This window comes from Janthinobacterium sp. SUN100 (assembly GCF_030397705.1).
Lineage (GTDB): Bacteria > Pseudomonadota > Gammaproteobacteria > Burkholderiales > Burkholderiaceae_D > Janthinobacterium > Janthinobacterium kumbetense.
The window spans coordinates 2,497,148-2,518,140 of record NZ_JAPUBU010000001.1; the positions used below are offsets into that span (position 1 = coordinate 2,497,148).

A 20,993-nucleotide genomic window follows, 5' to 3' on the forward strand; every position below is an offset into this window, starting at 1 on the left:
TCCCAGTAGGGAGCGTCTTCTGCTGGCAGTTCATCAGGAGCGCGGACAAGGCGTGAGGAGCACGCGGGGCGAGCCACGCGACGACGGTCACCGCAGTCCCCGCTTCCGAGGGGCGCCAGCAGGGGATGCATTCATCCACCGGGGCAGGCTCTCATCGGTACAGCGGAACTTGACCGAACCCCACGCTGGCAACATTCCTGGAAAAATCACACGCTTCCATTGCAGCAAAAAGAAGAACATGGTGACAGACCTCCATTCTGCCACTTTTTCCATACGGCAATACTCACCAATTTTCACATGGGGCGTATCCGCCACGCCCCATCTGCGATTTACGCTGCCAGGATCAAGGGATATAAAAAAACCCGCAATCGCTTGCGGGTTTTTTTATACTGAAAATTAACTCTTTATCAGCGCTTGCGCGGCGGCGGCAAGTCCGTACACACGCCTTCGTACACTTCGGCGGTTTTTTTCAACCTGCAGATCGATTCACGCAGGGGCGGGTGCAGGTGGTAGCCCGCTCCAATAAAAAAACCCGCAATCGCTTGAGGGTTTTTGAGTGTAACAAGGTACGGCTACAGCATCAGCGCTTGCGCGGCGGCGGCAAGTCCGTGCACACGCCTTCGTACACTTCGGCGGCCATGCCGATCGATTCGCCCAGGGTCGGGTGCGGATGGATGGTCTTGCCGATGTCGGTACCGTCGCAGCCCATTTCGATGGCCAGCGCGATCTCGCCGATCATGTCGCCCGCATGTGTGCCGACGATGGTGCCGCCGATGATGCGGTGCGTTTCCGCGTCGAACAACAGCTTGGTGAAGCCTTCGGCGCGGCCGTTGGCCACGGCGCGGCCGGAAGCTGCCCACGGGAAGTGGCCCTTCTCGACCTTGATGCCCTTGGCTTTCGCTTCGTCTTCCGTGATGCCGGCCCATGCCACTTCCGGATCCGTGTAGGCGACCGATGGAATCACCTTGACGTCGAAGTGCGACTTCTGGCCGGAAGCCGCTTCCGCGGCCACATGGGCTTCATGCACGGCCTTGTGCGCCAGCATCGGCTGGCCCACCAGGTCGCCGATGGCGAAGATGTTCGGCACGTTGGTGCGCATCTGGCTGTCGACGTTGATGAAACCGCGGTCCGTCACTTGCACGCCAGCCTTGTCGGCTGCCAGCTTCTTGCCGTTCGGGCTGCGGCCCACGGCGACGAGCACCAGGTCGTAGATCTGCGGCGCCGGCGCCGTGGCACCCGCTTCAGCCGCTTCGAACGTGACCTTGATGCCTTCCGGCAACGCCTCGACGGCAACCGTCTTGGTCTTGGTCATGATGTTGTCGAAGCGCTTCTCGTTGAACTTCTGCCACACCTTGACGGCGTCGCGGTCCGCGCCCTGCATCAGGCCATCCATCATTTCGACCACGTCGATGCGCGCGCCGAAGGTGGAATAGACGGTCGCCATTTCCAGGCCGATGATGCCGCCGCCGATGACCAGCATGCGTTTCGGGATCTGGCGCAATTCCAGCGCACCCGTCGAATCGACGATGCGCGGGTCTTCCGGCACGAAGGGCAGCTTCACCACGGACGAACCGGCGGCGATGATGGCTTGCTTGAACTGCACGACTTTTTTCGAGCCGTCGGTAGCCGTCACCTCGATGTGGTTCGCGGAGAGGAACTGGCCCACGCCCGTGACGACTTGCGTCTTGCGCGCCTTGGCCATGCCGGCCAGACCGCCCGTCATGTTCGAGATTACGCCTTCCTTGTACTTGCGTACCTGATCGATATCAATGGTCGGCTTGGCAAACGTCACGCCCGTGTTCGACATGTGCGCCGTTTCATCGATGACGGAAGCGACGTGCAGCAGCGCCTTCGACGGGATGCAGCCCACATTCAGGCATACGCCGCCCAGGGTGGCGTAGCGCTCGACGATGACCGTCGACATGCCCAGGTCGGCCGCGCGGAACGCCGCCGAATAGCCGCCAGGACCGCCGCCCAGCACCATCATGTCGACATCGATGTCGACCTGGCCGCTGTAATTGCCGGCCGGGATGGCGGCAACGGCTGCCGGGGCAGCCGCCGGAGCAGCTGCTGCAGGCGCAGGAGCGGCTGCCGGTGCAGCTGCCGCCGCGCCTTCAGATGCTTCCACCACCAGCAGCGCGCTGCCTTCGGCGATCTTGTCGCCGACCTTGACTTTCAATTCCTTGACGACGCCTGCGTGGGTCGATGGAATCTCCATGCTGGCCTTGTCCGATTCAACCGTGATCAGGGACTGGTCCACCTTGATGGTGTCGCCGACCTTGACCATCAGTTCGATGACTTCGACTTCCTTGAAGTCGCCGATATTCGGTACTTTTACCTCTACTGTGCTCATCAATCGCTCCTTACAGCAGAATTTTGCGCATGTCGGCCAGGACTTCGCCGAGGTACACGGAGAATCGCGCGCCCATCGCGCCATCGACCACGCGGTGGTCGTAGGACAGCGAAGTGCCCATCATCAAACGCGGCTGGAAGGCCTTGCCATCCCATACCGGCTTGATCGAGGCTTTCGACAGACCCAGAATAGCCACTTCCGGCGCATTGACGATAGGCGTGAAGTGCGTGCCGCCGATGCCGCCCAGGGACGAAATCGTGAAGCTGGCGCCCTGCATGTCGGCCGGTTTCAGCTTGCCTTCGCGCGCCTGCAGCGACAGTTCCGTCATTTCGCGGGCGATTTGCGAGACCGACTTCTGGTCCGCGCCCTTGATCACGGGCACCACCAGGCCGTTCGGCGTGTCGGCAGCGAAGCCGATGTTGTAGTACTGCTTGAGGATCAGGTTCTCGCCCTTGGCATCCAGGGAAGCGTTAAACGCGGGGAATTTCTTCAGCGCGGCGACGGACGCCTTGATGACGAAGGCCAGCATGGTCAGCTTGGCCGCATCCTTGTTCTTCGCGTTGGCCGCGTTGGTGTCGACGCGGAACGCTTCCAGGTCCGTCACGTCCGCTTCGTCGAACTGCGTGACGTGCGGGATCATGACCCAGTTGCGGTGCAGGTTCGGACCCGAGATTTTCTTGATGCGCGACAGCGGCAGCAATTCGGTCGTGCCGAACTTGCTGAAGTCCAGCGATGGCCAAGGCAGCAGATCCAGGCCCGAACCGCCTTTGGCAGCGACCGGTGCGTTCGGCGCGGCGACAGCGCCCGACATCACGCCCTTGACGAAATTCTGCACGTCTTCCTGGGTGATCCGGCCCTTCGGACCGGAACCGCCCACGCGGGCCAGGTCCACGCCCAGTTCGCGCGCAAACTTGCGGATCGAAGGCGACGCGTGCGCCAGCTTGCCATTCACGGCAGGGGCGGCGGCAACTGGTGCCGGGGCAGCAGCGGCGACCGGCGCCGAAGCGACGGCGGCGGCAGGTGCGGCGGCAGCTTGCGCCGGCGCTGCGGCCGGGGCGGCAGCGGCAGGAGCGGCGCCACCGGTCGTTTCCACGACCAGCACCAGCGAACCCTTGGCCACCTTGTCGCCGACCTTGACTTTCAATTCCTTGACGATACCGGCGTGGCTCGATGGAATTTCCATGCTGGCCTTGTCCGATTCGACCGTCAGCAGCGACTGGTCGACCTTGATGCTGTCGCCCACCTTGACCATCAGTTCGATGACTTCGACTTCCTTGAAGTCGCCGATATCGGGCACGGTCACCTCGACCAGGGCCGGCGCGCCGGAAGCGGCAGGCGCTGGCGCGGGAGCGGCGGCTGGTGCAGCTTCAGCAGCCGGTGCAGGGGCGGCAGCGGCAGGCGCTGGCGCTGGCGCCGAGGCGTCGTCCGCCACTTCCAGCAGCAAGACCAGCGAACCTTCGGCGATCTTGTCGCCCACGTTGACTTTCAATTCCTTGACGACACCGGCGTGGCTCGATGGAATTTCCATGCTGGCCTTGTCCGATTCGACCGTGATCAGGGATTGGTCGACCTTGACCGTATCGCCTGGCTTGACCATCAGTTCAATGATCTCGACTTCCTTGAAATCGCCGATATCCGGGACTTTGACTTCCACAATGCTCATAGCTTGCTCCGTTATTTTATTTGTCAGATGGACCCGCACACACGCCAGGGCGGCACTTTCGCACCGCCCTGGCATCATCGGGTCCGCACAACGATTACTGGGTCACCGGATTCGGTTTGTTCGCGTCGATGCCGTACTTGGCGATCGCCTGCTCCACCACCGACACGTCGATCTTGCCTTCGTCAGCCAGCGATTTGAGCGCGGCCACGGTGACATAATAACGGTTCACTTCGAAGAACTCGCGCAGCTTGGCGCGGCTGTCCGAGCGGCCAAAGCCATCGGTGCCCAGCACTTTATAAGTGCGGCCCTTCGGCATGAAGGCGCGGATCTGTTCTGCAAACGCGCGCATGTAGTCGGTCGTGGCGACGATCGGGCCGTCCGTATCCTGCATCAGCGACGTCACGTAAGGCACGCGCTGCTCTTTCGACGGGTTGACCATGTTCCAGCGTTCCGCATCCTGGCCATCGCGGGCCACCAGGGTCAGCGACGGCGCCGACCACACGTCCGCAGCCACGCCCCAGTCGTTGGCAAGCAATTCGGCGGCGAAGATCGATTCGCGCAGGATGGTGCCGCAACCGATCAGCTGTACGCGCAGCTTGGCGTCAGCCGGGCCTTCCTGCAGCTTGTACATGCCTTTCAGGATACCTTCTTCCTGGCCTGGCTTGATGCCTGGCTGGGCGTAGTTCTCGTTCATGATCGTGATGTAGTAGAACACATCTTCCTGGTTGGCGATCATGCGGCGCAGGCCGTCCTGGATGATGACGGCGACTTCATGGCTGAAGGTCGGGTCGTACGGCATGCAGGTCGGGATGGTCGCGGCAAAGATATGGCTGTGGCCATCTTCGTGCTGCAAGCCTTCGCCGTTCAGGGTCGTGCGGCCGGCCGTGCCGCCCATCAGGAAGCCGCGGGCGCGCATGTCGGCCGAAGCCCATACCTGGTCGCCGATGCGCTGGAAGCCGAACATCGAGTAGAAGGTGTAGAACGGGATCATGATGCGGTCGTTGGTCGAATACGACGTCGCCGCAGCGATCCACGAGCTCATGCCGCCCGCTTCGTTGATGCCCTCTTGCAGGATCTGGCCAGCCTTGTCTTCGCGGTAGTACATGACCTGGTCCTTGTCGACCGGCTCGTACAACTGGCCTTTCGGGTTGTAGATGCCGATCTGGCGGAACAGGCCTTCCATGCCGAAGGTACGCGATTCATCGACCAGGATAGGCACGACGCGCTGGCCCAGGTTCGGGTCTTTCAGCAGGGTCGAGATGACGCGCACGAACGCTTGCGTGGTCGAGATTTCACGGCCTTCAGGCGTGGCTTCCAGCACGTTCTTGAACGCGTCCAGGCCAGGCACGGGCAGGGTTTCTTCCGATTTCTGGCGGCGCTGCGGCAGGTAGCCGCCCAGGGCCTTGCGGCGCTCGTGCAGGTAGACCATTTCCGGCGCATCGTCGGCAGGCTTGAAGAACGGGATGTCGGCCAGCTTGTCGTCCGGGATCGGCAGCGAGAAGCGGTCGCGCATTTCGCGGATGGCTTCGTCGTCCAGTTTTTTCGTCTGGTGCGCCGTGTTGCGCGCTTCGCCGGACTTGCCCATGCCGTAGCCCTTGATGGTTTTCACCAGCAGGACGGTCGGCTGGCCCTTGTGTTCCTGGGCGATCTTGAATGCCGCATAGATCTTGTGCGGATCGTGGCCGCCACGGGTCAGGCGCCAGATGTCGTCGTCCGTCATGTTGGCAACCATTTCCAGCAGCTTCGGATGCTTGCCGAAGAAGTGCTTGCGCACGTAGGCGCCGTCTTTCGCTTTGTAGTTCTGGTATTCGCCGTCGACGGTTTCCATCATCACGCGCTGCAGGATGCCTTCCTTGTCCTGTGCCAGCAGGGCGTCCCAGCCCGGGCCCCAGATGACCTTGACGACGTTCCAGCCGGCGCCGCGGAATTCGCCTTCCAGCTCCTGGATGATCTTGGTGTTGCCGCGCACAGGGCCGTCCAGGCGCTGCAGGTTGCAGTTGACCACGATGACCAGGTTGTCGAGCATGTCGCGTGCGGCCAGGCCGATCGCGCCCAAGGACTCCGGCTCGTCCATCTCGCCATCGCCGCAGAAGGCCCAGATCTTGCGGTTGTCGGTTTTCGCGATGCCGCGTGCGTGCAGGTACTTCAGGAAGCGCGCCTGGTAGATCGCCATGTGCGGGCCCAGGCCCATCGACACGGTCGGGAACTGCCAGAAGTCAGGCATCAGCTTCGGATGCGGGTACGAGGACAGGCCCTTGCCGTCGACTTCCTTGCGGAAGTTCAGCATTTGCTCTTCCGTCAAGCGGCCTTCGAGGAAGGCGCGCGCGTAGACGCCGGGCGAGGAGTGGCCCTGGATGTACAGCAGGTCGCCGCCGTGGTCGGCCGTCGGCGCGTGCCAGAAGTGGTTGAAACCGATGCCCAGCATGTTCGCCAGCGAAGCGAACGAGGACAAGTGGCCGCCCAGGTCGCCGTCGGCGCGGTTGGCTTTGACGACCATGGCCATGGCGTTCCAGCGCATCCACGAGCGCAGGCGCTCTTCGTATTCCAGGTTGCCGGGGCAGTGTGCTTCTTGCTTGGTGGGGATGGTATTGACGTAGGCGGTGGTGCTGGAGAACGGGATCTGCGCGCCGCGGCGGCGGGCCAGGTCAACCATGCGCTCCATCAGGTAATGCGCGCGTTCCGGACCTTCATTTTCCAGCACGGCTTCGAGCGCGTCCAGCCACTCCTTGGTTTCCTGCATATCCGGGTCGGTGCCGATCTGTGTCGTTACCTGGTTCAGTTGAGCTGACATCTGTTGAGTCTCCTTTGTGAACGCCCCACCCCGATTTTCCGGATCGCTGTCGGACGGTATTTCGCTGATTATTTACTATTAAGTCGGTTTAGTGTGGGGATTCTAACAGCGTATTTACTATTTTTCAAATTACGATATAGCATTTCGCATTGTGAAATCACCCTATGAAATTTATGCTGCACTGCCGCAAATTCTGCCCGGAAATTAGGGTGATCAGAGTAGCAAATAGCGCCGAAACCGGAAAACTTACATGCCCTGGCCGGCCCTGCTCTACGAGCACACCAGCAAACCGAATTAAAACCCCAGTCGTCCGCGCAGGCATACCGGGCCAAGCGGGCCTGAAAAATGTCGAGGGCAAGGCGCGGCGACGCAGACAGTACGCCAGTACGGCAAGGAGCTGCAACGCCGCCATCGGCATTTTCTCAGGCTCGCGTCTGTGGCCCGCTTTTATGCCGGGGCAGGCGGGCCTGAAAAATGTCGAGGGCAAGGCGCGGCGACACAGACAGTACGCCAGTACGGCAAGGAGCTGCAACGCCGCCATCGGCATTTTCTCAGGCTCGCGTCTCCGGCCCGCTTTTTAACGTCACGGCATTGGCGCCAAAACCGCCCCTTTGCGCCGCCCGGCTTTATAATCTGTCTTTTCCCTCCCACACAGCCTCCCTACCATGCCAGCACAACTGATCGACGGAATCGCCCTCTCCCAAAAACTGCGCAGCGAGATCGCCACGCGCGCCGCTGCCCTCACGGCCAAGGGCACCCAGCCCGGTCTGGCCGTGATTCTCGTCGGCGAAGACCCGGCCAGCCAGGTGTATGTCCGCAACAAGGTCAAGGCGTGCGGCGACGTGGGTTTCCACTCGGTGCTGGAAAAATATGAAGCGGACCTGTCCGAAGCGGACTTGCTGGCACGCATCGCCAGCCTGAATGCCGACCCGGCCATCCACGGCATCCTCGTGCAAATGCCCTTGCCCAAGCACATCAACCCGCACAAGGTCATCGAAGCGATCGCCACGACGAAAGACGTGGACGGCTATTCCGTCCTGAGCGCCGGCGAACTGATGACGGGCTTGCCCGGCTTCCGCCCGTGCACGCCGTATGGCTGCATGAAACTGATCGAAAGCACGGGTGTGGACTTGCGCGGCAAGCACGCCGTCGTCATCGGCCGCAGCAATACCGTCGGCAAGCCGATGGCCCTGCTGCTCTTGCAAGCGAACGCTACCGTCACCATCTGCCATAGTGCGACCCCGGACCTGGGCCTGTACACGCGCCAGGCGGACGTGGTCGTGGCCGCCGTCGGCCGCCGCAACACCCTGACGGCCGACATGGTCAAGCCGGGCGCCATCGTCATCGACGTAGGCATGAACCGCGACGATGACGGCAAGCTGTGCGGCGACGTGGATTTTGCCGGAGTGAAAAATATCGCTTCCCACATCACCCCGGTACCGGGTGGCGTGGGTCCGATGACGATTACCATGTTGCTGATGAACACGGTCGAAGCCGCCGAGCGCATTTAAGAGGAGCACCTGAGACAATGCTCATGGTGGCGTTGCCTGGCCTTGAACATTTTTCAGGCGCTCCATATATGAAGACAGAATGGACGAACCGACGATGAATACCAATCCCCTGCTTGATTTTTCCGGCCTGCCACGCTTCGACGCGATCACGCACGAGCATGTCACGCCTGCCATCGATACCCTGCTGGCCCAGGCGCGCGCCACGGTGGTGCAGCTGGAAGCGCCCATGGAAGAAGTGAGCTGGGAGAACTTCGTCACGCCACAGGACCAGATCGACGAAACCCTGGGCCGCGCCTGGAGCATCGTCAACCATCTCAACAGCGTGGTCGATACGCCGGAACTGCGCGCCGCCTACAATGCGAACCTGCCCAAGGTGACGGAATTCTGGACCGAACTGGAGCAGAACGACATCCTCTTCGGCAAATACAAGCAACTGCAAGCGAGCCCCGCTTTCGCCAGTATGTCGCCGGCGCGCCGGCGCATCGTCGACAATGCCGTGCGCGACTTCCGCCTGGGCGGCGCCGAGTTGCCCGAGGACAAGAAAGAGCGCTTCGGCGCCATCCAGGAAGAACACGCGGCCGTGTCGACGCGCTTTTCCGAAAACGTGCTCGACGCCACCAATGACTACAAGTTGCTGGTCGAGAACGAAGCTGACCTGGCCGGCTTGCCCGACGACGTGAAGGCTGCCGCGCGCGCCGCCGCCGACAAGGCGGGCAAGCAAGGCTATGAATTCTCGCTGCACTTCCCCTCGTATTACCCGATCCTGCAATTTGCCGACAACCGCGCGCTGCGCGAAACCATCTACCGCGCCAACGCCACCAAGGCATCGGACCAGGGCGACGTCTTCAGCAAGAAGGACGAGTGGGACAACACGCACAACATCGTGACCCTGTTGCGACTGCGCAACGAAGAGGCACAACTGCTCGGCTACGCCAATTTCGCCGAAGTGTCGCTGGTCTCCAAAATGGCCACTTCGCCCGCGCAAGTCATCGCTTTCCTGGAAGACCTGGCCCAACGCGCGCGCCCGTTCGCCGAGAAAGACTTGTTAGAACTGAAACAATTCGCGAAGGAAGAACTGGGGATTGCCGAACTGCAAGCATGGGACGTGCCGTACGCTTCCGAAAAGCTGCAGGAACGCCGCTACGCGTTCTCGGCCCAGGAAGTCAAACAGTATTTCCCTGAACACAAGGTGATCGACGGCCTGTTCCGCCAGATCCAGAACCTGTTCGCCGTCGAGATCAAGCTGGATACGGCGCCCGTCTGGCACAAGGATGTGCGTTTTTACCGCATCGAGCGCGACGGCAAGCTGATCGGCCAGTTCTACCTGGACCTGTATGCGCGCGCGGGCAAGAGCGGCGGCGCCTGGATGGACGACGCGCGCGGCCGCCGCGCCGACGCGCAACACGTGCAAACGCCGATCGCTTATCTCACCTGCAACTTCACGGAACCAGCCGTGGTCGACGGCAAGGTACAGCCAGCCCTGTTCACGCACGATGAAGTCATCACCCTGTTCCACGAATTCGGCCACGGCCTGCACCACATGTTGACGGTGGTCGACGAGCTGGGTGTGTCGGGCATTGCCGGCGTCGAATGGGATGCCGTGGAACTGCCATCGCAATTCATGGAAAATTTCTGCTGGGAATGGGAAGTGCTCGAGCACATGACGGCGCATGCCGTCACGGGCGCGCCGCTACCGCGCGCGCTGTACGACAAGATGCTGGCGGCCAAGAATTTCCAGTCCGGCCTGCAAACCCTGCGCCAGGTGGAATTTTCCTTGCTCGACATGCATTTGCACTATGACTACGATGCCAGCACGGGCCAGAGCGTGCAGCAGCTGATCGACGGCGTGCGCGCCAAGTTTTCGCTGCTGATTCCGCCGCCGTTCAACCGCTTCCAGAATTCCTTTGGGCACATCTTCGCCGGCGGCTACGCGGCTGGCTACTACAGCTACAAGTGGGCCGAGGTGCTGTCCGCCGACGCGTATGCCGCGTTTGAAGAAGCCAAGGTGCTGGGGCCTGCCGCCACCACGGCAGCGGGCAAGCGTTACCTGCAGGAAATTCTGTCCGTCGGCGGCTCGCGCCCCGCGCTGGAATCGTTCACGGCCTTCCGCGGCCGCGAACCATCGATCGACGCCCTGCTGCGCCACAGCGGCATGGCCGCTTGATCGCCATGAGCCGCGTCGATTTTCACAGCAACGTGCCGGACAAGCTGGCCTACGCCTGCCGCCTGGCGCGCAAGGCCTATATGGCCGGCAACAAGGTCGTCGTGCTGGCGCAAGATGGTGCCCAGCTCGACGCTTTGAACAGCGCCATGTGGACCATTTCCGCCACGGATTTCCTGCCCCACGTGCTGGCCGGCGATCCGCTGGCGGCGCAGACACCCATCATCCTGACCGATGATGCAGCGGCGGACTTGCCGCACCACGACATCCTCGTCAACCTGTCGCAGTTGCCGCCCGCTAATTACGCGCAATTCCAGCGCGTCTTCGAGATCGTTTCCATGGATGAGCAAGATGCGCAGGCGGGCCGCCAGCGCTTCCTGCACTACCGCCAGCAAAACGTGCAACCGACCCACTTCGTGGCAGGCAAGTCATGAGTGATCAACCATTCGACCAGGGCATCCCCCTGCTGACGGAAGTACTGCTGGGGCCGGAAGTACCGGAACCTGTCGCTCCAGCTGCGGCTGCGCCTGCCGTCGAGGAAGCGCCGGTGTTGCCCCCGAGCATAGTGCAACCCGACTGGGACGCCATCGAACAGCGCCTGACGCAGCGCATCCTGCACCAGGTGCAAGGCAAGATCGACCACCTGCTGGAAGAGCGCATTGCCCACGTCCTGCAGACGGCCCTGCAAAACGCCCTGATCGGCATGCGCGGCGCCCTGCGCGAGGACTTGCAGCAGTCGCTGGAACAAATCGTGGCGCATGCGGTCAGCCACGAGCTGGGTCACCTGCACCCTCCCGCGCACTAAGACACCTGCAAAAACCTACTGCGCGTCGGTATAGGCGGCCTGCGATGCTCACCGTACCCTAGTACGGTTGCGCTTCTCAGCCACCTCTTCCTTCCGCTCGCTACGGTTTTATCAGGTGCTGTCAGTTTACTAGGCATATTTGGCCTGATTTCTCTACACCTGTATCCCTCCCAACGCCATTCTTTGGTGCGCTCGCGCCTGCGAAATCGGTGCATCGCGCCTCACTTTGGTGATTGTTGCGACAAAATGCAAAAAGCCCAAAAAGCGGCTTTGCGCCGCCTGTTTTTTGTTGTACCTTCTTCAAATGCACCGCCCCTCGAAGCGGTTTTCACGAGACGCCGCCGTATCTTTATCCATTGGAGAATGTTTATGCTGCTCAAGACCAAAGTCCTTCCTCTCGCCCTCGCCCTCGCCTTTGCCGGCCATGCGGGCGCGCAGGAAATCATCAAGATCGGCCACGTCGCCCCGGTCTCTGGCGCCAGCTCCCACCTGGGCAAGGATAACGAGAACGCGGCCAAGATGGCCATAGAGGATTTGAACGCCAAAGGCTTCAAGATCGACGGCAAAGCCGTCAAATTCGTGCTGGTGCCCGAAGATGACGCAGCCGATCCCAAGCAGGGCACGGCCGTGGCGCAAAAGCTGGTCGACGCCAAGGTCAACGGCGTCGTCGGCCACCTGAATTCGGGCACGACGATTCCCGCCTCGCGCATTTACTTCAATGCGGGCATTCCGCAAATTTCCCCTGCCGCCACCAACCCCACGTATACCCAGCAAAAATTCAACACGGCCTTCCGCGTGGTGGCCAATGACAACAAGCTGGGCGGCACCCTGGGCGCGTATGCCGTGGGCAAGCTGCAGGCGAAGAAAATCGCCGTCATCGATGACCGCACGGCCTACGGCCAGGGCGTGGCGGAACAGTTCGTCAAAGGCGCCAAGAAGGCAGCGCCAGGCGTGCAAATCGTCGGCAAGGAATTTACCAATGCCAACGCGACCGATTTCAATGCCATTTTGACCAGCATCAAGTCGAAAAATCCCGACCTGATCTTCTTTGGCGGCATGGATTCCGTGGGCGGCCCCATGCTGCGCCAGATGAAGGCGCTGGGCATCAAGGCCAAGTTCATGGGCGGCGACGGCCTGTGCACGGAACCGCTGGGCAAGCTGGCGGGCGACGCCGTGGGGGAAGACATGGTCACCTGCGCGGAAGCGGGCGGCGTGACGGGCGCGCAGCAAAAAGGCATGGACGATTTCCGCGCCCGCTACAAGCAGAAATACAACATGGAAGTGCAGCTGTACGCGCCCTACGTCTACGATGCCGTGATGACCATGGCCACCGCCATGGCCGACGCCAAGTCGTCGAAACCGTCCGTCTACCTGCCATTCCTGGCCAAGGTGCACTACCAGGGCGTGACGGGGCCGATCTCGTTCGATGCCAACGGCGACATCAAGGATGGCGCGCTGACCTTGTTCACCTATCGAGATGGCAAGAAGACCAAGATGGAAGTGGTCAAATAATAGAACCTACTGCGCGGCGCGATTTGCGGCCTGCGATGCTCACTGTGCATTTGCACAGCTCCGCTTCTCAGCCACAACTCACATCCGCTCGCTACGGTTCTTGCTGTCCGGCCACATAAGCCAATAATCCTTCGGCCAGCGCGTCGAAGGTGGCGCGGCAGCGCAGGCTGCCGCGCAAGTCTTCATGCATGGTGACCCACGTTTCCATCGGCAGCGCAAACGCCTGCGGCAACACGCGCCGCAGGGCCGGATCGCGCGCCGCCAGCCCCGCCTGGCACACGCCGATGCCCGCGCCCGCGCGGATCAGGGCCAGCTGCGCCAGGTCGCTGTCGCTGCGCCAGGCAAAGTTGTCCCGCGAAAATCCCTGGAAGGCGGCGCCCGCGTTGCGCACGAAGGGGCTCACTTCGTCGTAGCCGATGACGGCATGGCGCGCCAGGTCGGCCAATGCCAGTGGGGTGCCGTGCCGCTCCAGGTAATCCGCGTGCGCATGCAGGCCCAATTCAATGTCCCCCACCTTGCGCGCCACCAGCTGCTCCTGGCGGGGGCGCAGCATGCGCACGGCGATGTCCGCTTCCCGGCGCAGCAAATCCTGCACTTTATTGCTCAATACCAATTCAATGGTCAAGTCCGGATGGCGCGCGCGCAGGCGGGCCAGGATAGTCGGCAGCACTTCCACGCCCACCACTTCGCTGGCCGCGATGCGCACGACGCCGGCCACGCCCTGCCCCTGGCTGCTGGCGGCACGCTCCATCAGGGCGGCAGTGTGCTCCATGGTTTCCGCATGGGGCCGCAACGCCAGCGCCACTTCCGTGGGGAGCAAGCCCAGCTGGGAGCGCGTAAACAGGGTCGCGCCCAGCGCCTGTTCCAGCGCGGCGATATGCCGGCCGACGGTGGGTTGCGTGATGCCCAGCGCGCGGGCCGCGCCGGACAGGGAACCGTGCTTCAGCACGGCCAGCAGCGAACGATAGTATTCCCAGGCGATGGCGGTAGTCATACATAAATGTATAGCCTGTGATCGATACTCGTCAATTCCCAATTAACCTTGCGCGGCAGATACTGGCTCCATCAACCACACGGAGGTCAGGATGGAAAACACGAAAAACACGGCATTGGTACTGGGCGCCACGGGCGGCATCGGCGGCGAGATGGTGCGCCAGCTCCTGGCGGCGGGCTGGCAGGTGCGCGCCCTGACGCGGGGAGAAACGCCGTCGCCACGGGGCGATCACGTCGAATGGCTGCGCGGCGATGCGCTGTCGCGCGCAGACGTGCTGGCGGCCGCGAAAGGCTGCGCCGTCATCGTGCACGCCGTCAATCCGCCCGGCTACCGCCACTGGGGCCAGCTGGTGCTGCCCATGCTCGACAACACCATCGCCGCGGCGATTGCCGAAAACGCCACCATCGTGCTGCCTGGCACCGTGTACAACTTCGGCCCCAACGCCTTTCCTGTCTTGACAGAGGACGCGCCGCAGCGCCCGCTCACGCGCAAGGGCGCCATCCGCGTGGAACTGGAAGCGCGCCTGGAACGGGCCGCCACGCAGGGCGCCAGGGTGCTGATCGTGCGCGCGGGCGACTTCTTCGGCCCCCGCGCCGGCAATAACTGGTTTTCGCAGGGGCTGGTGAAACCGGGCCAGAGCGTACGCAGCATCCTGTATCCGGGCGCGCCCGGCGTGGGCCACCAGTGGTCCTACCTGCCCGACGTGGCGCGCACGATGGTGCGATTGCTGGCCATGCGCGCCACCTTGCCCGCCTTTGCGCGCTTTCACATGGCGGGCCACTGGGACCACGACGGCCTGCAAATGACTGGCGCGATTGCCCGCGCGGTGGAGCAGGCGACGGGCGCGCCACCTGTCATCCGGCGTTTTCCGTGGTGGCTGGTGGCGCTGGCGTCGCCGTTCGTGGCGACCCTGCGCGAAATGCGCGAGATGCGCTATCTGTGGCAAACGCCCCTATCCATGGACAATGCGCGGCTGCTGGCCGTGCTGGGCCAGGAAGCGCATACGCCGCTCGACGAGGCGGTGCGGGCGACACTGGAAGGCATGGGCAATCTGAAGGCGGCAGACAAAAAAAATGCGCCGGGATTGCCGGCGCGCTGACTGCAGGTACTGCGGCACAGATTATTTCTGTGCCAGTACCCATTTGACCAGGGTGTGGGCTTCAGCATCGCTCACTTGCGGGTTCGCTGGCATCGGGATCGCGCCCCAGGTGCCGGAACCGCCCTTCATGACTTTCGCCACGAGCTTGGCTTCCGCGTCTTTCTGGCCAGCGTACTTGGCTGCCACGTCCTTGAACGCAGGGCCCACCAGTTTCGTGCTCACCGCGTGGCAAGCCATGCAGTTTTTTGCTTTCGCCAGGTCCGGATTGGCCAACGCTGCTTGCGATGCCAGAGCCGATACGGTCAATACACTCACCAACATAAAACGTTTCATTGTCTTTTCTCCAAAGTTACTTCCTGCGGCATTTTACTGTGTTTCCGCAGATGCACCACGAGCCCAGATCAAGCGTTTCAATGTAGTAACGCAATGTAGACGAGAGGCAGTCATATTCTGCCCCATCTGCGCGCCCATGACCATGTTGTTTGTAAGGCGATGTAACGACAGCCGGCCCCGCGCAGCAGATCGGGGCCGGCTGTCTTACCTGCGCAACAAATCAGCGCTTCTTCAGCTGCGACAGGTCGCGCACGGCGCCCCGGTCGGCCGACGTCGTCAGGGCCGCATACGCCTGCAGCGCCTGCGATACGTAGCGGTCGCGGTTGACGGGCAGCCAGGCCGCATCGCCCTTCGCTTCCATGGCGGCGCGGCGCGCGGCCAGTTCGGCATCCGTCACGCGCAGGTTGATCGTGCGCTCGGGGATGTCGATGTCGATGAAGTCGCCCTCTTCCACCAGGCCGATGGCGCCGCCTTCGGCCGCTTCCGGCGACGCATGGCCGATCACCAGGCCCGAGGAACCGCCCGAGAAGCGCCCGTCCGTGAACAGCGCGCACGCCTTGCCCAGGCCCTTGGATTTGATGTAGGACGTCGGGTACAGCATTTCCTGCATGCCGGGGCCGCCTTTCGGGCCTTCATAGCGGATGATGACGACGTCGCCTTCATGCACGGTGTCTTCCAGGATGGCAGCGACGGCCGCGTCCTGGCTTTCGAACACGCGCGCCTTGCCCGAGAATTTCAGGATGCTTTCATCGACGCCCGCCGTCTTGACGATGCAGCCCTTTTCGGCCAAGTTGCCGTACAAGACGGCCAGGCCGCCATCCTGCGAGTAGGCGTGGGCCTTGTCGCGGATGCAGCCCGTGCTGCGGTCCGTGTCGACGGCGGCGAAGCGCTCCGACTGCGAGAACGCCGTCTGCGTCGGCACGCCGCCCGGCGCGGCGCGGAACAGTTCATGCACGGCCGGATTGTCCGTGCACATGATGTCGTTTTGCGCGATGGCGTCAGCCAGGGTGGGCGCGTGGATCGTCGGCAGGGTCGTGTTGAGCAGGCCGGCGCGCGCCAGTTCGCCCAAGATGCCCACGATGCCGCCCGCGCGGTGCACGTCTTCGATATGGTATTTGTCCGTCATCGGCGCCACCTTGCACAGGCACGGCACCTTGCGCGAGATGCGGTCGATATCGGCCATCGTGAATGCCACTTCCGCCTCGTGCGCGGCGGCCAGCAAGTGCAGCACGGTATTCGTCGAGCCGCCCATGGAGACGTCGAGCGCCATGGCGTTTTCAAACGCGGCCTTGGTGGCGATCGAGCGTGGCAGCACGCTGTAATCGTCCTGCTCGTAATGGCGCTTGGCCAGTTCGACGATCAGGCGGCCCGCGCGCAGGAACAGCTGCTGGCGGTCCGAGTGCGTGGCCAGGATGGTGCCGTTGCCGGGCAGGGCCAGGCCCAGCGCCTCGGTCAGGCAATTCATCGAGTTGGCCGTAAACATGCCGGAGCAGGAACCGCAGGTCGGACAGGCCGAGCGTTCAATTTCCGCCACATCGGCGTCGGACACCGTGCTGTCGCCCGCCTTGATCATGGCGTCGACCAGGTCCAGCTTGATGATCTTCTGCGTGCCGTTGACGACCTTGACGACCTTGCCCGCTTCCATCGGCCCGCCGGAAATGAACACGACGGGGATATTGATGCGCATGGCGGCCATCAGCATGCCCGGCGTGATCTTGTCGCAGTTCGAGATGCACACCATGGCGTCGGCGCAGTGGGCGTTGACCATGTATTCGACGGAGTCGGCGATCAGGTCGCGCGACGGCAGCGAATACAGCATGCCGCCGTGGCCCATGGCGATGCCGTCATCGACGGCGATGGTGTTGAATTCCTTGGCCACGCCGCCGGCCGCTTCGATTTCGCGCGCCACCATCTGGCCCAGGTCTTTCAAATGCACATGGCCGGGCACGAACTGGGTGAACGAGTTGACGACGGCGATGATCGGCTTGTCGAAGTCGCCATCCTTCATGCCGGTGGCGCGCCACAGGGCGCGGGCGCCAGCCATGTTGCGGCCGTGGGTGGTGGTGCGGGAGCGGTATTGCGGCATGATGGACCTTCCAAAAGTGTTGGTGCCTGACTGTGCGGGCTTACAGAAAAATTTGCAGTAAAACCCTGCATGCAGTGGGGGTACGCCAGATTGCCTTGCGCGCGTCCCACTGTCAAATATATGATGCACGTGTCTGTGAGTCGTTTTATGTATCACAGCATCCGATCAGCATGGAAATGCATATGAATCTTGAATTACGACAACTTCGCTATTTCGTCACGGTAGCCGAGGAATTGCACTTCGGCCGCGCCGCCGCGCGCCTGCACATGACGCAGCCGCCCCTGTCGCAAACCATCATGGCCCTGGAAGACTTGCTGGGCGCGCCCCTGTTCGTGCGCACCCGGCGCGAGGTGCAGCTGACGCCGGCCGGCAACGCCCTGCTGCCCGAGGCGCGCCGGCTGCTGGCCCAGGCGCAGGACTTGCCGGCGCTGGTGCGGCGGGCCGCGCAGGGCGAGGCGGGGCGTCTGAGCCTGGCGTTTGTTTCCTCGGCCGATTACAGCGTGCTGCCGCCGCTGCTGCGCGCGTATCAGACGGCTTATCCGCAGGTGCAGATCGCGCTGCAGGAAGCCACGTCCGACCTGCAGCTGGACGAATTGCTGGCCGGGCGCACGGATGCGGGCTTGCTGATCCCGCCCCTGCCCGAGAAGGCGAAGGGGGAACTCGATTACCTGCCCGTGCTGGCCGAACCGCTGGTGCTGGCCGCGCCGTCCGGCCTCGACATCTTGAACACGCCGGGCCCCGTACGCCTGCGCGACGTGCCGGCCCTGCCCCTGATCATCTTCCCGCGCGCGATCTCGCCCGCCCTGCATGACGCCATCCTCGGCGTGTTCCGCGCGGCCGGCATCACGCCTCAGATCGGCCAGGAAGCGATCCAGATGCAAACCATCGTCAGCCTCGTCTCGGCTGGCATGGGCATCGCGCTTGTGCCACAATCGGTATCGAATCTGATGCGCCCGGGCGTAGAATACAGGCCGCTGCAGGACGCCACGCCGCTGGTGGAAACAGGCCTGGCCTGGCGCCGCGACAACCCTTCCGCCGTGCTGCAAGGTTTCCTGGCGCTGCTGCGCAAGCAGATCGGCGGTACTGCCAGTTAAATTAAGTGGCCGCTAAGGCAAAAAACCGCAAGCGCCCCCATACTACGCAACCTTAGCTTTAAACAAAGAAAGAAACCCCATGCTGATACACCCGATGCCCGACCCGATAGCCATCCAGATCGGCCCGCTCGCCGTGCACTGGTACGGCCTGATGTATGTGCTGGCCTTCGCCCTGTTCATTATCCTGGGCCGCGTGCGCATCAAGCAGCCGCATATCGCCGTGCTGGGCTGGAAGAAGGAAGACCTCGACGACATGCTGTTCTACGGCATGCTGGGCGTGGTGATCGGCGGTCGCCTGGGCGAAGTGCTGTTCTACCGCCCCGAATACTTCATGCACAATCCGCTCGAGATCTTCATGGTGTGGCATGGCGGCATGTCCTTCCACGGCGGCTTCCTCGGCGTCATCCTGGCCATGTACCTGTGGAGCCGCAAGGCGGGCCGCAACCTGTTCGACGTGCTCGACTTCATCGCGCCGCTGGTGCCGCTCGGCTACGCGGCCGGCCGCCTGGGCAACTTCATCAATGCCGAACTGCCGGGCCGCATCGCCCCGGACACCCTGCCATGGGCCATGCAATGGCCGGGCATCCCGTATCCCGTGCACCCGTCGCCGATCTACCAGATGCTGGTCGACGGCATCCTGGTGTTCATCATCCTGTGGCTGTATGCGCGCAAGCAGCGTCCGCGCATGGCCGTGGGCGCCATGTTCACCCTGCTGTACGGCTGCGCGCGCTTCTTCACGGAATACTTCCGCACGCCGGACTGGGAAGTCGTGTGGCTGGGCGTGCCGATCACGTCGGGCCAGATGCTGTCCTTGCCGATGATCGTCGGCGCCATCGCGCTGCTCGTGTGGGCGTATAAAAGCCAGGTGATGGGCACGCCGCCCACCAAGGCCCGCCCCGCCAACACGTAAAACCGCTGTTCCCCCGATGGCGCGCCAGGCAGGCGCGCCATCCCCCTCCTCCGGCAACCTTTCCCTCAAAGCAGCACAATTTCCTTGCGGAATGAATCTTCGCTTGCGATAGCGCAATGATCGCTTTACCCTGCAACAAGAGCAGGGCATGCAATCATGCTGTGTTGGCAATTCGAGCGGGGAGTCCCATCCATGCAGTATGCGAGGAAGACCACGACATTCTGGCTGGCGCTGGCGGGCGGCTACGTGCTGGCGCAGCTGGCCTTGACGGCCTGGGCCGGGACGCGCGGTCCCGCCGTGAGCTACCTGTTCGGCGTGACGGCGCCACTGCTGGCGCTGGCCGCCTGCTGCCGCAACGCCAGCCTGAGCGCACCCGGCGTCGTGCGCACGGGCTGGGGCCTGTTTGCGGCCGCCATGCTGTTCTGGAGCGTGGGCATGGCCCTTTCTGCCTGGCAAGACCTGAGCGGCCATGTGGCGTCCGACACGACGTATTTCTCCGATTTTGCCTATTTCATGTATGGCGCGCCCTTGCTGCTGGCCATTTCCTCCGTCAGCGACCGGCACCCTTCGCGCACCCTGCAATGGCTGGACGCCGTGCAAGTGCTGCTGGCGGCCTACCTGACCTACACGGCCATCTTTTCCGTCTCGCCCTTCGACCAGCGCTCGATCGCGCCGATACCTGCCAGCCTGCTGGTGACGACGTACAACGTGGAAAACCTCGTCCTGGCCTGTTGCGCCTCGCTGCGCCTGCTGGCGCACCGCCGCGATGGCGCACAAGGGCGCTTCTACCTTCTGCTCAGTGTGTTCCTGTGGTGCTACGCCGCCTGCGCGGGCGCCTATAATTACCTGACCCTGCACGCGCTGGCCGAATCCGGTCCCAGCGAGATACTGCCCAGCATGCCTTTCCTGCTGCTGGCGGTGCTGGCCATGCGCGTGCAGCCGGGCGAGGAAGAGGCGCGGCCGCCGCGGCCATTGACCTTGCTGATTGACAACTTCAGCCCCATCTTCTTCACGGCAGCCCTGCTGGGATTGGGATTCGTCGTGCTGCGCGAGAATTTTTACCTGGCGGCCAGCGCCCTGTTTGTCGCGCTGACGGTCCACGCGCTGCGCTCGGCCACCCTGCAAAGCCGCTACATGCAAAGCGAACTGGCCTTGCGCGCGGCGCATGACAAGCTGGAAAAGCTGTCGCTGACGGATGGCTTGACGGGCATCGCCAACCGGCGCTGCTTCGACCAGACCTTGCAGCTGGAGTGGCAGCGGGCCGCGCGCAACCAGCAAGCGCTGGCGCTGCTGATCATCGATATCGATTTCTTCAAAAGCCTCAACGATACCTTCGGCCACCCGTATGGCGACGCCTGCCTGGTGCAAATCGCGGCGGCCCTGCATTCCGCGCTGCCGCGCGCCAGCGACCTGGCGGCCCGCTTCGGCGGCGAGGAGTTTGCCGCCATCCTGCCCGCCACCGATGGCCCGGGCGCCCTGGCGGTGGCGCAGAAGATGCAGGAAGCGATCGCCGCGGCCGCCATCGCCCACGCGCCGTCGCGCGGCGGCCTGGTCACGGCCAGCATCGGCCTGGCCTTGAGTGACGCAGGACAAACGCCGGAAGCATTGCTGGCCGCCGCCGACCAGGCCCTGTACCGGGCCAAGCAGAATGGCCGCAACCGGGTCGAAGTCTAGGCCTAAA

Annotated in this window: 15 protein-coding genes; 9 read left to right on the forward strand and 6 right to left on the reverse strand. The window is 63.0% G+C overall.

The window, feature by feature from the left end:
* Nucleotides 1–580: 580 nt before the first annotated feature.
* The 3 genes from lpdA to aceE all read right to left on the reverse strand — a co-directional run bounded on the left by lpdA (nt 581) and on the right by aceE (nt 6,807).
* Entirely contained in the window at nt 581–2,353 is a 1,773-nt protein-coding gene (lpdA, locus tag O0881_RS11065) for a dihydrolipoyl dehydrogenase (RefSeq protein ID WP_289911273.1), read from the reverse strand.
* 10 nt (nt 2,354–2,363) lie between these two features.
* Nucleotides 2,364–4,016: a dihydrolipoyllysine-residue acetyltransferase gene (gene aceF / locus O0881_RS11070; protein ID WP_289911274.1), complete on the reverse strand. Its 1,653-nt coding sequence runs from the start codon at nt 4,014–4,016 to the stop codon at nt 2,364–2,366.
* Nucleotides 4,017–4,110: 94 nt separating this feature from the next.
* Nucleotides 4,111–6,807: a pyruvate dehydrogenase (acetyl-transferring), homodimeric type gene (aceE, locus tag O0881_RS11075; RefSeq protein WP_251350656.1), complete on the reverse strand. Its 2,697-nt coding sequence runs from the start codon at nt 6,805–6,807 to the stop codon at nt 4,111–4,113.
* A 665-nt stretch (nt 6,808–7,472) separates the two neighbouring features.
* Here aceE and folD point away from each other — a divergent pair.
* From folD to O0881_RS11100, 5 genes are all read left to right on the forward strand, one after another.
* Nucleotides 7,473–8,318, forward strand: a complete 846-nt coding sequence (gene folD, locus O0881_RS11080) for a bifunctional methylenetetrahydrofolate dehydrogenase/methenyltetrahydrofolate cyclohydrolase FolD (RefSeq protein ID WP_289911275.1) — start codon at nt 7,473–7,475, stop codon at nt 8,316–8,318.
* 94 nt (nt 8,319–8,412) lie between these two features.
* Nucleotides 8,413–10,482, forward strand: coding sequence for a M3 family metallopeptidase (locus O0881_RS11085; RefSeq protein ID WP_289911484.1), 2,070 nt, complete (start codon nt 8,413–8,415; stop codon nt 10,480–10,482).
* A 5-nt stretch (nt 10,483–10,487) separates the two neighbouring features.
* Entirely contained in the window at nt 10,488–10,913 is a 426-nt protein-coding gene (locus O0881_RS11090; RefSeq protein WP_289911276.1) for a DNA polymerase III subunit chi, read from the forward strand.
* Entirely contained in the window at nt 10,910–11,284 is a 375-nt protein-coding gene (locus O0881_RS11095; RefSeq protein WP_289911277.1) for a hypothetical protein, read from the forward strand. The genes O0881_RS11090 and O0881_RS11095 overlap by 4 nt, the downstream gene beginning before the upstream one ends.
* Nucleotides 11,285–11,653: 369 nt before the next feature.
* Nucleotides 11,654–12,796, forward strand: coding sequence for a branched-chain amino acid ABC transporter substrate-binding protein (locus tag O0881_RS11100; protein ID WP_070301412.1), 1,143 nt, complete (start codon nt 11,654–11,656; stop codon nt 12,794–12,796).
* Between the two features lie 91 nt (nt 12,797–12,887).
* Here O0881_RS11100 and O0881_RS11105 read toward each other — a convergent pair whose 3' ends face one another.
* Nucleotides 12,888–13,790: a LysR family transcriptional regulator gene (locus tag O0881_RS11105; RefSeq protein WP_289911278.1), complete on the reverse strand. Its 903-nt coding sequence runs from the start codon at nt 13,788–13,790 to the stop codon at nt 12,888–12,890.
* A 91-nt stretch (nt 13,791–13,881) separates the two neighbouring features.
* Here O0881_RS11105 and O0881_RS11110 point away from each other — a divergent pair, with 91 nt between their 5' ends.
* Complete coding sequence (locus O0881_RS11110; protein ID WP_289911279.1) at nt 13,882–14,889, forward strand: NAD-dependent epimerase/dehydratase family protein; 1,008 nt, start codon at nt 13,882–13,884, stop codon at nt 14,887–14,889.
* Nucleotides 14,890–14,910: 21 nt separating this feature from the next.
* On the opposite strand, the gene O0881_RS11115 is transcribed toward O0881_RS11110, so the two are convergent.
* Both O0881_RS11115 and ilvD read right to left on the reverse strand, forming a co-directional pair.
* A complete protein-coding gene (locus tag O0881_RS11115) occupies nt 14,911–15,222 on the reverse strand; it encodes a c-type cytochrome (protein WP_099666767.1) in 312 nt (103 codons plus the stop codon).
* 220 nt (nt 15,223–15,442) lie between these two features.
* Complete coding sequence (gene ilvD, locus O0881_RS11120) at nt 15,443–17,308, reverse strand: dihydroxy-acid dehydratase (protein ID WP_289898712.1); 1,866 nt, start codon at nt 17,306–17,308, stop codon at nt 15,443–15,445.
* 182 nt (nt 17,309–17,490) lie between these two features.
* Here ilvD and O0881_RS11125 point away from each other — a divergent pair, with 182 nt between their 5' ends.
* The 3 genes from O0881_RS11125 (at nt 17,491) to O0881_RS11135 (ending at nt 20,986) form a co-directional block, all read left to right on the forward strand.
* The gene (locus O0881_RS11125) at nt 17,491–18,402 is read left to right on the forward strand and encodes a LysR family transcriptional regulator (RefSeq protein ID WP_289911280.1); all 912 of its coding nucleotides are present in this window, start codon (nt 17,491–17,493) and stop codon (nt 18,400–18,402) included.
* 79 nt (nt 18,403–18,481) lie between these two features.
* Nucleotides 18,482–19,312: a prolipoprotein diacylglyceryl transferase gene (lgt, locus tag O0881_RS11130; protein WP_152283306.1), complete on the forward strand. Its 831-nt coding sequence runs from the start codon at nt 18,482–18,484 to the stop codon at nt 19,310–19,312.
* Between the two features lie 156 nt (nt 19,313–19,468).
* Entirely contained in the window at nt 19,469–20,986 is a 1,518-nt protein-coding gene (locus O0881_RS11135; protein WP_289911281.1) for a diguanylate cyclase, read from the forward strand.
* Nucleotides 20,987–20,993 lie beyond the last annotated feature (7 nt).